Annotated in this window: 10 protein-coding genes; 4 read left to right on the top strand and 6 right to left on the bottom strand. The window is 74.1% G+C overall.

Translation table 11 applies throughout. From position 1 onward, the window contains the following. Positions 1-196: 196 nt before the first annotated feature. Positions 197-2,083: a serine hydrolase domain-containing protein gene (locus KME66_RS33050; RefSeq protein WP_216328827.1), complete on the top strand. Its 1,887-nt coding sequence runs from the start codon at positions 197-199 to the stop codon at positions 2,081-2,083. Between the two features lie 324 nt (positions 2,084-2,407). Further along, on the top strand, positions 2,408-3,574 hold the full coding sequence (locus tag KME66_RS33045) for an SGNH/GDSL hydrolase family protein (protein WP_216328825.1): 1,167 nt from the start codon (positions 2,408-2,410) through the stop codon (positions 3,572-3,574). 66 nt (positions 3,575-3,640) lie between these two features. Here KME66_RS33045 and KME66_RS33040 read toward each other — a convergent pair whose 3' ends face one another. Both KME66_RS33040 and KME66_RS33035 read right to left on the bottom strand, forming a co-directional pair. After that, positions 3,641-5,260, bottom strand: a complete 1,620-nt coding sequence (locus KME66_RS33040) for an NAD(P)/FAD-dependent oxidoreductase (RefSeq protein ID WP_253208544.1) — start codon at positions 5,258-5,260, stop codon at positions 3,641-3,643. 126 nt (positions 5,261-5,386) lie between these two features. Then, positions 5,387-7,564 (bottom strand): serine/threonine-protein kinase, encoded by a 2,178-nt coding sequence (locus KME66_RS33035; protein WP_216328823.1) that lies wholly within the window; start codon positions 7,562-7,564, stop codon positions 5,387-5,389. Between the two features lie 547 nt (positions 7,565-8,111). Between KME66_RS33035 and KME66_RS33030 the strand changes: the two genes are divergently transcribed. Continuing rightward, the gene (locus KME66_RS33030) at positions 8,112-8,990 is read left to right on the top strand and encodes a universal stress protein (protein ID WP_216328821.1); all 879 of its coding nucleotides are present in this window, start codon (positions 8,112-8,114) and stop codon (positions 8,988-8,990) included. A gap of 152 nt (positions 8,991-9,142) precedes the next feature. On the opposite strand, the gene KME66_RS33025 is transcribed toward KME66_RS33030, so the two are convergent. The 4 genes from KME66_RS33025 to KME66_RS33010 form a co-directional block, all read right to left on the bottom strand. Beyond that, a complete protein-coding gene (locus tag KME66_RS33025; protein WP_216328819.1) occupies positions 9,143-9,820 on the bottom strand; it encodes a pyridoxamine 5'-phosphate oxidase family protein in 678 nt (225 codons plus the stop codon). Positions 9,821-9,970: 150 nt separating this feature from the next. Then, positions 9,971-11,149, bottom strand: coding sequence for an acyl-CoA dehydrogenase family protein (locus KME66_RS33020; RefSeq protein ID WP_216328817.1), 1,179 nt, complete (start codon positions 11,147-11,149; stop codon positions 9,971-9,973). Between the two features lie 100 nt (positions 11,150-11,249). Further along, entirely contained in the window at positions 11,250-12,404 is a 1,155-nt protein-coding gene (locus KME66_RS33015; protein ID WP_216328815.1) for a methyltransferase, read from the bottom strand. Between the two features lie 129 nt (positions 12,405-12,533). Next, positions 12,534-12,746, bottom strand: coding sequence for a hypothetical protein (locus KME66_RS33010; protein WP_073223968.1), 213 nt, complete (start codon positions 12,744-12,746; stop codon positions 12,534-12,536). A 159-nt stretch (positions 12,747-12,905) separates the two neighbouring features. On the opposite strand from KME66_RS33010, the gene KME66_RS33005 reads away from it, so the two are divergent. Further along, positions 12,906-13,457 carry a GH25 family lysozyme gene (locus KME66_RS33005; RefSeq protein ID WP_073223969.1) on the top strand — a complete coding sequence of 184 codons (552 nt, stop codon included), beginning with the start codon at positions 12,906-12,908 and terminating at the stop codon, positions 13,455-13,457. Positions 13,458-13,544: the final 87 nt, after the last annotated feature.

The raw sequence follows: 13,544 nt of genomic DNA, 5'->3' as shown, positions 1-13,544 counted from the left end.
CCGAGGGAAGAGCTTTTCTGATGCAGTGTCAGATTCTTTGCGGGCCTGGACCCGTCCGGAAGCGCGGAGGTGACAGTAACCTCTCCGGCGGCAGGAACTTTCACTGCTCGGCCAGATTTCGGAAGTTGCTTTCGCGCGGCTCCGGTGGACGGGCACACCCCGGTGACCGGACGTCAGGCGCGGGAAGGAGTTGCGGATGACCGGGGACACGCAGGGGTACGCGCGGACCTCCGAGAACACCCCACGCACCGCCCGGAGCGGCATCGCCCGGCGGCGGCTGGGCGGCGGGATACTGGCACTGGGCGGGGCGCTCGCGCTGACGCCGATCCCCCTCGCGGGCGCGGCCGCCCGGAGCGATGCGGACACGGGCGGACCGGGCAGCGCGGCGGACACGGGAGCGGGCATGGACGCAGGGGCACACCGGCCCACGCTGCGGCGCGGGAGCGCCGCGCGCGCCGGGCTGCTCCAGGAGCCGCTGGACCGGCTCGTCCGGGACGCCGAGACCTACCTCTCGGACTCCCCCGGGCACCCCTGGTACGCGGGCGCGGTGCTGCTCGCCGGGCGCGGCGGCACGGTGGCGCTGCACCGGCCGATCGGCAAGGCGGTGCGCTATCGCGCGTACGACGAGGAGACCGACACCGGGGTGGAGTTCCCGCCGGACGAGCAGATCGCGATGGCCGAGGACACCGTCTTCGACCTGGCCTCGATCTCCAAGCTCTTCACCTCTCTCCTGGCCGTCCAGCAGATCGAGCGCGGCGGGCTGGAGCTGGCGGCGACGGTCGCCTCGTATCTTCCGGAGTTCGCGGGCGGCGGCAAACAGGACATCACGGTCCGTCAGCTCCTGACGCACACCTCGGGCTTCCGGCCATGGATCCCGCTGTACGAGGAGCCGACCCGCCAGGGCAAGCTCCGGATGCTCTGGGACGAGGTCCCGGCGAGCACCCCGGGCAGCGCCTACCTCTACTCCGACCTCAACCTGATCTCCCTCCAGCTGATCCTGGAGCAGATCACCGGCCGCACGCTGGACGTCCTGCTCCGCGAGGAGATCACCGCCCCGCTCGGCATGCACCGCACCCGCTACAACCCGCCCGCCTCCTGGAAGCCGAAGATCGCGGCGACGGAGGACGCCCGGCTGCCCTGGTCCGGCCTGGAGCGCGGTCTCGTCTGGGGCGAGGTGCACGACGAGAACGCCTTCGGCTTCGGCGGGGTGGCGGGGCACGCCGGGGTGTTCTCCTGCGCCTGGGACCTGGCGGTGCTCGCCCGGACGCTCCTGAACGGCGGGGTGTACGGCCGCTCCCGCATCCTGTCCGAGGAGTCGGTGGACCTGCTGTTCACGGACTTCAACACCGCCTTCCCGGGCGACGAGCACGGCCTCGGTTTCGAGCTCTACCAGCACTGGTACATGGGCGCGATGGCGACGCCGCGCAGTGCGGGGCACACCGGGTTCACCGGGACCAGCCTGGTGCTCGACCCGTCGACCGACACCTTCCTCGTCGTGCTGGGCAACTCCGTGCATCCCGTACGGAGCTGGCGCTCGGGCAGCGCCCCCCGGGTGGCTACCGCCAACCAGCTCGCCCGCGCCGTGCCGGTCCGGCCCGAGCGGGGGCGCACGGCCTGGTTCTCCGGGATGGCGAGCGCCTCCACGGCCACCCTCACCCTGCCCGCCCTGCGCCTGGCGTCCGTACGGCCCCGGCTGGAGTGCGCGCTGTGGTGGGACACCGAACCGGCCTCCGACGGCCTCTTCCTGGAGGCGTCGGCGGATGGGGAGGGCTGGCAGCCGGTGCCGTTCACCACCGTCTGTCCGGGCCCCGGCCGCGGCCCGGACCCGGTGCCGCACCCGGAGGGCTCGGTGAGCGGCTGGTCGGGCCGGGTGTGGCACCGGCTGGAGGCGGACCTGTCTGCCTGGCGCGGCAAGAGCCTCCGGCTGCGGTGGCGCTACGCCACGGACCGGCTGTACGTGGGGCGCGGCGCGTACGTGGACGCCCTGCGGGTGCGGGACGGAGTCCGTACGGTCTTCGACTCCGAGCGGCCCCGGGACGCGGGGCGGATCGGGGCGACGGGCTGGGTGCCGTCGGCCGACTGACTGGGCGACGGGGCCGGGTGGCGTCGGCCGACGGCGCGGCGGGGCCGGGATCGTTCGGCCGACCAAGCAACGGGCCGGGTGGCATCGGCCGAGCGAGCGGCGGGGCCGGGTGACGCGCGTGGTGTGCCGGCGCCCGCCCGGCTCCCCCGCCACAATGGCGTCGCGTCCGGTGCGTGCCGACGTCACCACCGGTTCACCCGGAGGCCGTTGGATGGAACGAGCCGTTGGCGAGCCGCTCGGCCCACCCGCTCCCGTGGTCGATTCCAGGAGGCACACCATGAGCAGCGTCCGGCACCCCGCCCCCTCCACCCCGGTGCTCTCCCGATGACCGGCCGGGCCCCCGCACCGGGCCGACGCCGTGTGCTGTACGCGGCGGCGGCCGGGACCGCGGCGGCCTTCACCCCAGCCCCTCTCGCGTCGGCGGCCCCGGAACCCGCGCCCGGTCCCGGCCGCACGGGCACGCCCTGGTCCGCCTCCTGGGCCACCGCGCAGACCGCGCCCACGGCGGACGACCCTCTCGCGTCCGCCGGGCTCACCGACGGGCTCTGCACCACGCGGCTGCGGCTCTCGGCGGGCGGGCGGGTGCGGCTGCGGTACGCGCACGCCTTCGGGGCCGCGCCGGTGCTGGTGGGACCCGTGACCGCGGGCGGACGCCCGGTCACCTTCGCCGGACGGCCGCAGGGGTGGCTGGCGGCGGGCGCTTCCCTCACCAGCGACCCGGTGGCGGGACTCCGGGTGCCGGACGGGTCCCTGCTGACCGTCGCAACACGGCTCCCGGGCCCCACCGGCCCCCTGTCCTTCCACCGCAACACGCACGCCTGGCACACCGTCGACGGGGTGCGGACCCGGTCCGTCCTCCTCCTGACCGGGGTCGAGACGACCGGGGCGCGCGGCCCGGCCCTCGCCGTGCTGGGCGACTCCATCGCGGAGGGCACCGGCACGCCCGACGACGCGGATCTGCGCTGGCCCGACCAACTGGCCCGCAGACTGTCGGGCTCCGCCGTCGCCAACCTCGGCATCAGCGGCAACCGGCTGCTGCGCGACAGCGACCGCTTCGGCCCGAGCGCCCAGGCCCGCTTCGACCGGGACGTGCTGTCACTGCCGGGGCTGCGGACGGTCCTGGTGCATCTGGGCGTCAACGACCTCCACCATCTGCCGGTCGAGCGCGACCCGGCACGGATGGTGGCCGCGTACCGGCAACTGGCTCTGCGCGCCCGGTCCGCGGGGCTGCGGGTGGTGGGCGCCACCATCGCGCCGTTCGAGGGGTGGACACGCTGGACGCCGGAGGCGGACGCGGTGCGCCGGGAGGTCAACGAGGCGGTGCGCACCGGGCGGCTCTTCGACGCGGTCGCCGACTTCGACGCGGCACTGCGCGACCCGGACCGCCCCTCCCGGCTGCTGCCGGCGTACGACAGCGGCGACGGACTGCACCCGGGTCCCGAGGGGCACACGGCGATCGCCGCCGCGGTGGACCCGGGGCACCTTCGCTAGAGCCTGTCGTCGCCTTCCCGTCCGCCGGGCGACGGGAAGGCGACTGCCGGCCCCGGGGAAGGCCCCTCACTCCCCCATGGCGGCCATCGCCGCGTTGTGGCCGGGGACTCCGCTGACCCCGCCGCCGCGTACCGCGCCCGCCCCGCAGAGCAGCACGTTGGCGTGCGCGGTCTCCACGCCCCAGCGCCCGGTGTCCTCGTCCGCGTACGGGAAGGAGAGGTCCCGGTGGAAGATGTGGCCGCCGGGGAGCCGCAGATCGCGCTCCAGGTCGAGCGGGGTCCTGGCCTCGATGCAGGGTTCGCCGTTCGCGTCGAGGGCGAGGCAGTCCGTGATCGGTTCCTCCAGGTGTGCGTCCAGTTCGGCCAGGGTCGCCTTGAGGAGGGCGGCGCGGGTGGTGTCGTTGTCGGCGGCGAACAGCCGGGCCGGGGTGTGCAGGCCGAAGAGGGTGAGGGTCTGGTAGCCGCGCGCGGCGAGTTCGGGGCCGAGGATCGTCGGGTCGGTCAGCGAGTGGCAGTAGATCTCGGAGGGCGGGGCGGTGGGCAGCCGGCCGGCCGCCGCGTCCCGGTAGGCGTCGGCGAGCTGCCCGTACCCCTCGGCGATGTGGAACGTTCCGGCGAAGGCCTGCCGGGGGTCGACGGACCGGTCGCGGAGCCGTGGCAGCCGGGTGAGCAGCATGTTGACCTTGAGCTGGGCGCCCTCGGCGGGCGGGGGCGGGGCGTCGCCGAGCAGGGCGGCGAGGGCCTGCGGGGAGGCGTTGACGAGCACGCGGCCCGCGGCGACGACCCGTTCGCCGTCCGGGGTGCGGACGGTGACCTCGGCGGCGCTCTGGTCGGTCTCGATACGGGTCGCCTCGTGCCGTACGCGGATCTCGGCGCCCGCCGCCCGCGCGGCCCCGGCCAGGGCGTCGGTGAGCGCCCCCATGCCGCCGACGGGGACGTCCCAGTCACCCGTGCCGCCGCCGATCACGTGGTAGAGGAAGCACCGGTTCTGGAGGAGCGAGGCGTCGTGGGCGTCGGCGAAGGTGCCGATCAGGGCGTCGGTGAGGACGACCCCGCGCACCAGGTCGTCGGTGAAGTTCTCCTCGACCGCCACGCCGAGCGGTTCCTCGAAGAGCATCCGCCAGGCGTCGGCGTCGCCGATGCGCTCACGCAGCGCGTCACGGCCGGGCAGCGGTTCGGTGAGCGTGGGGAAGACCCGCTCGGCGACCCGCTGGGTCATCCCGTAGAACCGCTGCCAGGCCGCGTACTCGCGCTCGCCGCCGGTGAGCGCGGCGAACGACTCCCGGGTGCCCTCGCCCGCGACGAGCAGCCCGGTGGGGCGGCCGTCACGGAGAGCGGGGGCGTAGGAGGAGACGGTCCGCTTGCGCACGGCGAAGTCCAGGCCGAGGTCGCGGACGATCTTGTCGGGCAGCAGGGAGACCAGGTAGGAGTAGCGCGAGAGCCGCGCGTCGACCCCGGCGAAGGGGCGGGTCGAGACCGCCGCACCCCCGGTGGTGCCGAGCCGCTCCAGGACGAGGACGGACTGTCCGGCGCGCGCGAGGTAGGCGGCGGCGACCAGGCCGTTGTGGCCGCCGCCGACGATCACGGCGTCGTAGCGGTCCCGGGCGGGCGCGCCGGGCCCGGAGGTCTCCCGGGGACCGGGCCGGCCTGCGGGTGTTCGGGGTGCGGGGCTCTGAGGTGCGGGCATGCACCTTCGTAGCACGCCGCCCGTCGTCGCCACCAGAGGCGGCGGCCCGTCGGTGTCCTCCCCCGGCCGGCGCCCCGGGGGGCGTCGAAGCGCCGCCCGCCGCACGAGGACGGGTGTGCGAAGGCGCTACGCCTGCGCGAGCCGTTCCAGGCAGTGCGCCTCGTCGTCGCGGGCCGCGAGCGTCTGGGGGTGGTCGGGGCCCAGGGTCCGGGTGCGCGTCTCGGCGACCCGTCGGTAGGCCACGAGGGCCTCGCTCCACCGGCCGAGCCAGCCGAGCCCCGCGGCGACCTCCCGGCGGCTGATGACCGTGTCGGGGTGATCGGGTCCCAGGGCCCCTTCCCGCAGGGCGCAGACCTCGCGCGCCTCCGCGAGCGCCTCCTCCCAGCGGCCCAGCCGCCCCAGGTTGACCCCCAGGCCGTGGCGGGCGCGCAGTGTCTCGGGGTCGGCCGCTCCGGCGGTCCGGGTGCGGTCGGCGACCAGGGAGCGGAACAGCTCCAGGGCCTCCGCGTCGCGGCCGAGCCGGCCGAGGCTGATGCCCGCTTCGTAGCGGGCGGCGAAGGTGTCGGGGTGGTCGGCCCCGAGAACGCCGGCGCGGGCCCGCGCGACGTCCTGATAGGTGGCCAGGGCCTCCGCCCAGCGGCCCACCCTGCCCAGGGCGCAGGCCACTTCGTAGCGGGTGGCGAGGGTGTCGGGGTGGGCGCGGCCGAGCACGCGGGCGCGGGCGTCGGCGACCTCCCGGGCGATCCGGCAGGACTCCTCGGGCCGCCCCAGCCGGCCGAGGCTGAACGCGAGGTTGTGGCGGCAGCGCAGGGTGTCGGGATGGTCGGGGCCCATGACGCGTTCGCGGACGGCGAGGACCCGCTCGTACACCCGGTGGGCCTCGGCGTGCCGGCCGAGGCGGCCCAGGGCGTGCGCCGTCGCCTGGCGGGCGGCGAGCGTGTGCGGATGGTCGGCGCCCAGGGCGCGTTCGCGGCCCTCGGCGACCCGGGTGAACATGCCCAGCGCTTCGTCGGCCCGGCCGGTACGGCTGAGGGTGAGGCCGATCTCGTACTGGCTGGCGAGGGTGTCGGGGTGGTCGGGTCCGAGGACGCGCCCGCGCTGCTCGGCGACCTGGCGGTGCACCTCCCCCGCCTCCTCCCAGCGGCCCAGGCGGCCGAGGTCGACGCCCGCGCTGTGACGGCTCTCCAGCCCGGCGAGAAGGTCCGGGGCGGGGGGCGAGGCCGACACCGAGACGAAGGAGCCGGTGTGCGGGGCGGTGGCGCGGGCGGTGGTCCACTGTCCCGTCAGCCCGGCGGCCGGGTCGGGGCGTTCGGTGTGCGGGCCGGTGGTCCCGGTCGCCCGGTGACCGGCGGTCATGGACCGGGTCCAGGCGGGCAGCTCCCCCGTCCGCGGGGCCGGCAGCGGATCCGCGCCGGGGTGCGCGAGGGGTCCCGGTCCGAGTGCGGGCTGTTCGCCGGTCCGGCCGAGGACGATGCGGCGGCGCAGGTCGCCCGCGTCGACGGGCCGCTCCTCGGGGGCCTTGGCGAGCAGGTCGAGGACGACGCGGTCGAAGAACCCCGGCAGTTCGGCGCGGTGGGTGCGCGGGGGCCGGGGAGCGGTGTCGCGGTGTCCGACGAGTACGGCCCAGGCGTCCTCCTGGTCGAACGGCGGCACACCGGTGGCGATCTCGTACAGGACGCAGCCCAGCGAGTAGAGGTCGCTGCGGTGGTCGACCTCCTTGCCGCTGATCTGCTCCGGCGACATGTAGTGCGGGGTGCCCATGGCGAGGCCGGTGGTGGTGAGCCGGGAGGTCATCCCGATGTCGTGGCCGAGGCGCGCTATGCCGAAGTCGCAGATCTTCACCGTGCCGTCGGTCAGCCGCATGATGTTGGCGGGCTTGAGGTCGCGGTGGACGATGCCCTGCCGGTGGGTGTAGCCGAGGGCGTCGGCGACCTGCTCCGCGATGTCGACGACATGCTCGACGGGCAGCGGGTGCTGCTCGTTCTCCTCCAGCAGCTGACTCAGGTTCTGGCCGTCGAGCAGCTCCATGACGAGGTACAGCACCCCCTCGTACTCACCGAAGTCGTGCACGACGGTGACGCCCCGGTGCTGGAGGGAGGCGGCCACCCGGGCCTCACGCCGGAAGCGCTCGCGCAGCACACGGGAGAACGCCTGGTCGTGCTGGGGGCTCATGGGTTTGAGGCACTTCACGGCGACCTGACGGCCCAGCGACTCGTCGAGGGCGCGCCACACCTCGCCCATACCGCCGCGCCCGATGAGCTCGATCAGCCGGTACCGGCTCTGGATCAGCCTGGTGTCCGCCATCTGCCGTTCCCCGCCCCCGTTGTTCCCCGTGTCCGCAGCCCGCTGTGCTGTGCCCTCCCCGGCCCGTCCAGTATGGCTGCCGGTGCGCTCCGTGGGTACGCGGCGGGGCGGTTACCGGGGCCCGGTCGTGTCCCGCAGCGGCGGTACGCCGGTGTGACAGCCCGGAGAGAGGCCCGGCGGTCCGCCCGTGTGCGCGCCGGGGCACTCCACCGTATGCGCGCGCCGGAGCTTTCCACCGTATGCGCACGCCGGGGCGCTCCTGGGACAATGGCTGCTGGGTGGACCGGGAGACCGGTACCGACGCCGGGGAGCCGGGGCCCGCTCGGGCCGGGGCCTGTGACGGCGATCGCTCCCGCCGTTCACCGGCCGCCGCGCACGGCCGGGCCACCGGGGTCGAGACGGCTCGGCTGCGTCGCCGAGGTCCGGCCGCGGCGACGTCGGGCGGCCCGACCGGGACCCGTCGGCGCTCCCGTCCCACGGGCCCGGGCGAGAAGCCGGAGGCAGGGGTCTCGCGCGAGGGCCCCGTCACACCGAGGAGGTGCCTGACATGACGCGTCATGTCACGGTCGGTCTGGACGAATCCCCCGAAAGCCGTGCGGCGGCGCGATGGGCCGCGGGTGAGGCCGCGCTGCGCGGTGCCGCACTGCGCCTGGTGCATGTGGAGGAGTGGCCGGTCACTCCCGAGCTTCCGCTGCCGCACACGCAGGCGCTCGTCGAACGGTACGAGACCCTGCTGCGGGAGACCGCGGACCGGGCCCGCCGGGACCATCCCGGTCTGGAGGTGACCACGGATCTGCTCCAGGGCCGGGCCGTCGAGGAGCTGACGCGCGCGGCGCAGGAGGCCGAGCTGATGGTTCTGGGGTCACGCGGACTCGGTGGAGTGATCGGCTTTCTCGTCGGCTCGGTGTCCCTGGCCGTCATCGGGAAGGTACGCAGCCCCGTGGTGCTGGTGCGCCGCCCGGAGGAGAACGGCACGGCCGCCCCGGCGGAGGCGTCCGCCGGCTCCGGGACCCGCGTCGTGCTGGGGATCGACCTCGACCACCCGAGCGACACGCTGCTCTCCTTCGCCTTCAAGCAGGCGGACCGCCGGAGTGCGGCCCTCCAGGTGGTGCACAGCTGGTCACCGCCGGCTTCCTTCGGATACACGGCGATCCTCGACCCCGGGGTCGGCAGCGGACGGGGGCAGCACGCCGCCGAAGAGCTGACGGACCTGCTCCGTCCGTGGCGGGCCGAGTTCCCGCGCGTCGAGGTGACGGAGAAGGCGGTCATGGGCCCGGCGGCCGGTGAGCTGGTCAAGGCATCGCGGGAAGCGGGTCTGGTGGTCGTGGGGCGGCGCGGCAGCCGCCTCGGTTTCCACATCGGCCATGTGGCCCATGCCGTGATCCATCACAGCGCGGCACCGGTCGCCGTCGTTCCGTTCGCATGACTCAGGGGGCTCCGCAGGGCCTCACCGATCGGCTCCCCCGACGCGGTGCCGGGCCACTCGGTGCGATGCGGCGCGGCCCGGTCCCGGCCGGGGCGACACCGAGCCGGGCCGCGCGACGTGGAACCGCGCGACCAGGATGCGGCGCGGCGCGGTCAGTCGGCCTCGCCCGGGGCGTCGGGGACGACGATCCTGCGCCCGGTGATCCGCCGGGGCGCGAGGACCATGACGTGGTCGCGCTCGGGCCCCGCCCACGGGGTCGAGTAGGCGGCCTCCCTCAGCTGTCGCGCGGCTTCCTCGTCGGTGACGGCGTGCACGGTTCCCACGAGCAGGACGCTCCAGCCCTTGCTGAAGGCGTCGTCGATGTGGTCGGCCTCGAAGGCGATCTCGGTGTCGTCGGCGGTGGCCAGCGGGGAGTCCTCCGCCGTACTGAAGACCACCTCGCCGTCGCTCACCTGGTAGTTCACCGGCAGGACGACCGGCCCGTCCTCGAGAGCGAGGGCCACCCGCCCCACCCCGTGATCGCCCAGCAGCGTCCAGCACATCGCTTCGTCGAGTTCGGCCATCCGGGCGCGCCGTGCGCCCCGGCCCGCGCCGCGGGGCAGTTCGACCGCTCCGCCCGTCAGCTCCTGCACCGTGGTCTCCAGCGCGTCGGCGAGCCGGAGCAGGAAGCCGACGCCCGGGGTGGCGGACTGCTCCTCCACGTACTCGATGTAGCCGGGCGCGGCGCCCGCCCGCAGTGCTACGTCCTGCCGGGACAGACCGAGCTGCAGGCGGCGTGCCGAGATCCGCCGGCCCAGGTCTCCGCCGGCCGGATGCGGTGCTGAGGGCATCGCGGGGCTCCTTCGCTGTCGACGTGCTTCCCCACGGCTCACGCTAACCAGGACCGCGCGGGGACGCAGCGCGGAAGCCCGTCGCGCACCTCCCCGGGTCCACCCGCACCGGGGGGATTCACCGGTCCGTCCGTACCCCGCTCCGTGCGATCACCGCCGCACGCGCGGCATCCCCAGTCCGATCCAGGAGATGATCTCCCGCTGGATCTCGTTGTTGCCCCCGCCGAAGGTGAAGATCACCGCGGATCGGTAGCCGCGTTCCAGTTCCCCGTGGAGCACCGCGCCGGCCGAGCCCTCCTTCAGGGCGCCCGCGGAGCCGACGATCTCCATCAGCCAGGCGTAGGCGTCGCGGCGGGCCTCGGAGCCGTAGACCTTGACCGCCGAGGCGTCCTGAGGGGTGAGGGTGCCGTCCTGGAGGGCGGTGACCATCTGCCAGTTGAGGAGCTTCATCGCGTCGAGGCGGGTGTGGGTGCGGGCGAGCAGGGCGCGGACCCAGCCCAGGTCGATGACCCGGCGGCCGTCGCCGAGTTTGGTGCCCGCGGCCCAGCGCTGGACGTCGTGCAGGGCGCGCACCGCCATCGTGCCGTGGGCGGCGAGGGTGACGCGCTCGTGGTTGAGCTGGTTGGTGATGAGGCGCCAGCCCTTGTTCTCCTCGCCGACGCGGCGGGAGACCGGGACCCGGATGTTCTCGTAGTGGCTCGCGGTCGTGTCGTGCGAGGCGAGGGTATTGATCAGGGTGCAGGAGTAGCCGGGGTCGCTCGTCGGGACGAGGAGCATGGTGATGCCCTTGTGCGGCGGGGCGGCGGGGTCGGTGCGCACGGCGAGCCAGACCCAGTCGGCGGTGTCGCCGTTGGTGGTCCAGATCTTCTGGCCGTTGACGATGTACGTGTCGCCGTCGCGGACCGCCCGCGTCTTCAGGGCGGCGAGGTCGGTGCCGGCGTCCGGTTCGCTGTAGCCGATCGCGAAGTCGATCTCCCCTGCCAGGATGCCGGGCAGGAAGTGGGCCTTCTGCTCGTCGGTGCCGTACTGCATGATCGTGGGGCCGACGGTGTTCAGGGCCATCAGGGGCAGTGGTACGCCTGCCTGGGCGGCCTCGTCGAAGAAGATGAACTGTTCCATCGGGGTCAGTCCCCGGCCGCCGTACTCCTCGGGCCAGCCCACCCCCAGCCAGCCGTCGGCGCCGAGCCTGCGGACCGTTTCGCGGTAGAAGCGTTTCTGGGCGGCGGGCTCCGCGTAGCGCGCGTAGGCGTTGTCGGGGACCAGGGCCGCGAAGTACGTACGCAGTTCGGTGCGCAACCGCTGCTGCTCAGACGTGTATTCGAGGTGCACGGCCCCTCCAGAGTCTCGCGTCGGCGTCGTCCGTGTGCGGCGGCGCACACAGTAGAACCTGTTGCAAGAATCCGGAAGGGCCGGGGCGCGGGGTTCGTCCTCAGCGCTTGACGGCGCGCAGGACCACGAACTTCGGATCGCCCGCGACCGTGGTGCAGTTGCCGAAGATCCGGCGCAGGTGGGTGTGGTACGAGAGGTGCCGGTTGCCCACGACCCACAGCTCGCCGCCCTGCCGCAGCGCGGTCCGCGCGCCGGCGAACATCGTGCGGGCCGTGGCGTCGGTGGTGGCCAGGTGGGAGTGGAACGGCGGGTTGTTCAGCACCAGGTCCACGCTGCCCGGATCGAGGCCGGCGAGTCCGTCGGCGACCAGGAAGTCGGCCTTCGCGCCGTCCGGCGCCCCGGCCCGGAAGGTCTCCTCGGCGGAGGCGACCGCCCCGTAGGACTCGTCGATGAAGGTGACGTGCGCGTCGGGGTCGGCGACGGCGGCGGAGAGCCCGAGGACGCCGTTGCCGCAGCCCAGGTCGACGACCCGGACGGCCCCGGCGCGGGTGGGCAGGTGCTTCAGGAAGAAGCGGGTGCCGATGTCGAGGCGGTCGGCGCAGAAGATCCCGGCGTGGTTGACGGTGGTCAGTCCCGAGACGGGGCCCACGTCGGCGGGCAGCTCGTAGCGGTACGGCCACGGGCTCGGCGTACGGGGCAGCCCGGGGTCCGGGGCGCAGAAGATCAGCCGCGCCTTGCGGACCGCGAGGGAGGTGCGGGTCGGGCCGATGATCCGCTCGAAGAGCTTCAGCGTGGAGGTGTGGATCTCCTTGACCATCCCGGTTCCGATGATCACGGTCCCGGCGTGGACGGCGGGGGCGATCCGGTGGAGCTGGTCCTCCAGGAAGGCCAGCGACTTGGGCACCCGGACGATCAGGACGTCGATCCGGTCCGGCGGGGTGTCACGGGAGGACAGCAGCCGCACCGCGTCCCGGTCGATGCCGTTGCGGGCGAGATTCGCGAGGGTGGCGCGCCGGGCCAGGTAGGAGTCGCTGATCTGGACGGGCCGGTGCGCGGCCAGCGCGGTGGCGAGGGCGCCCCAGCGGTCCCCCACGACGGCGACCGTCCCCGAGAGGTCGACGGGCCCCGCCTCGGGGTCCGCCAGCTGCCGGAGCAGGTACGCGTCTGCGGCGTCCCAGGCCCGGAAGGGGTCGCGCGGGTGTTCGGGGAAGCGGGCGAGGTCGAACGTGCCCTGGGGGATCGTCAAGCGGTTCATAGGGGAATCAGGCTAGCCGAGGAAGCCGGGGGCGCCCCACACGCTCCCCGGCTCACTCGGCCGCTGTGACCTCGGCGTACGGCTCCGCACATCCGGCCCCGGGCGCCCCCGCGGACGCCCCGGCGGGTGTCATGGCAGTTGTTTGTCGATGGCCGACCGCCCCTCGGCGGCCAGCTTGCGCCGGGCCCATTCCAGGGTCTGCGGAGTCAGGTCCCGCCCGGAGGCCAGCACCAGGTCCTCCGCGCTCGGCCGGTCGCTCGCGCCCGTGTGCAGGAGCCGGTCGGGCGTGACGCCCCCCGGCCCGGCCAGGGCCTCGGATACGGATTCGGACTCTTCGCTCATGCCGCCTCCTCGTCCTTGCGGCAATTCTCACCCTCCGGGGACCCGGCCGCATCCGAGGGGCACGCGCCCCCTACCCGGGAGGGTGAATAAGCCCTTGACGGGTCCGGGGAGTGGGCAGGGAACGGAGGTCGTTGCCCCACACTCCCGAGGCGGGTGCCCATGCTCCACGGTGTCGACGTCAGCGCCTATCAGCCCTCCTACGACACGGACGGTCTCGATTTCGTCCTCATCAAGTCCACCGAAGGCCGCACCTACGTCAATCCGCGCATGGAGGCCCAGGTGAAGCGGGCCAGGGACGCCGAGTGCGTCGTCGGGTTCTACCACTTCCTCTGGCCGGGGGACGTGGCGGACCAGGTGGCGTACTTCCTCGGCAGGACCCCCGAGCGGGCGGGCGATCTGCTCGCGGTCGACTGGGAGCAGACCGGCGGCGGGACGCGGGCGAGCACCGCGGACAAGGACCGGTTCATCCGCGCGGTCAAGAAGGAGCGGCCCGGTCACCGGGTCCTGCTGTACTGCAACCGCTCGTTCTGGCTCAGCCACGACACCAGCGGCTACGCGGGCGACGGGCTGTGGATCGCCGACTACGTCTCCGCGGGCCGGCCCCGCATCGAGGCGGACTGGCGCATCCACCAGTACACCGACGATCCGCTCGACAGGAACGTGGCCGACTTCGCCTCGGTGCGGGCGCTGCGCGACTGGGCGGCCGGATAGCACCGGGGCGTCGCCCCTCGTGGAAGGCCGTCCGCGAGGGGCGACGCCCAAGCAACTCTTGACCTGCACATGATAGATACAGGGCGT

It is taken from the genome of Streptomyces sp. YPW6 (genome assembly GCF_018866325.1).
Classification (GTDB): Bacteria; Actinomycetota; Actinomycetes; order Streptomycetales; family Streptomycetaceae; genus Streptomyces.
This window is presented reverse-complemented; position numbering and strand designations above follow the sequence as displayed.

Bases quoted from the DNA above. Each gene is read 5' to 3' on its own strand.
- KME66_RS33040 (WP_253208544.1), bottom strand. From the start codon at position 5,260: ATGCCCGCACCTCAGAGCCCCGCACCCCGAACACCCGCAGGCCGGCCC.
- KME66_RS33030 (WP_216328821.1), top strand. From the start codon at position 8,112: ATGACGCGTCATGTCACGGTCGGTCTGGACGAATCCCCCGAAAGCCGT.
- KME66_RS33050 (WP_216328827.1), top strand. From the start codon at position 197: ATGACCGGGGACACGCAGGGGTACGCGCGGACCTCCGAGAACACCCCA.
- KME66_RS33035 (WP_216328823.1), bottom strand. From the start codon at position 7,564: ATGGCGGACACCAGGCTGATCCAGAGCCGGTACCGGCTGATCGAGCTC.
- KME66_RS33045 (WP_216328825.1), top strand. From the start codon at position 2,408: ATGACCGGCCGGGCCCCCGCACCGGGCCGACGCCGTGTGCTGTACGCG.
- KME66_RS33010 (WP_073223968.1), bottom strand. From the start codon at position 12,746: ATGAGCGAAGAGTCCGAATCCGTATCCGAGGCCCTGGCCGGGCCGGGG.
- KME66_RS33005 (WP_073223969.1), top strand. From the start codon at position 12,906: ATGCTCCACGGTGTCGACGTCAGCGCCTATCAGCCCTCCTACGACACG.
- KME66_RS33025 (WP_216328819.1), bottom strand. From the start codon at position 9,820: ATGCCCTCAGCACCGCATCCGGCCGGCGGAGACCTGGGCCGGCGGATC.
- KME66_RS33015 (WP_216328815.1), bottom strand. From the start codon at position 12,404: ATGAACCGCTTGACGATCCCCCAGGGCACGTTCGACCTCGCCCGCTTC.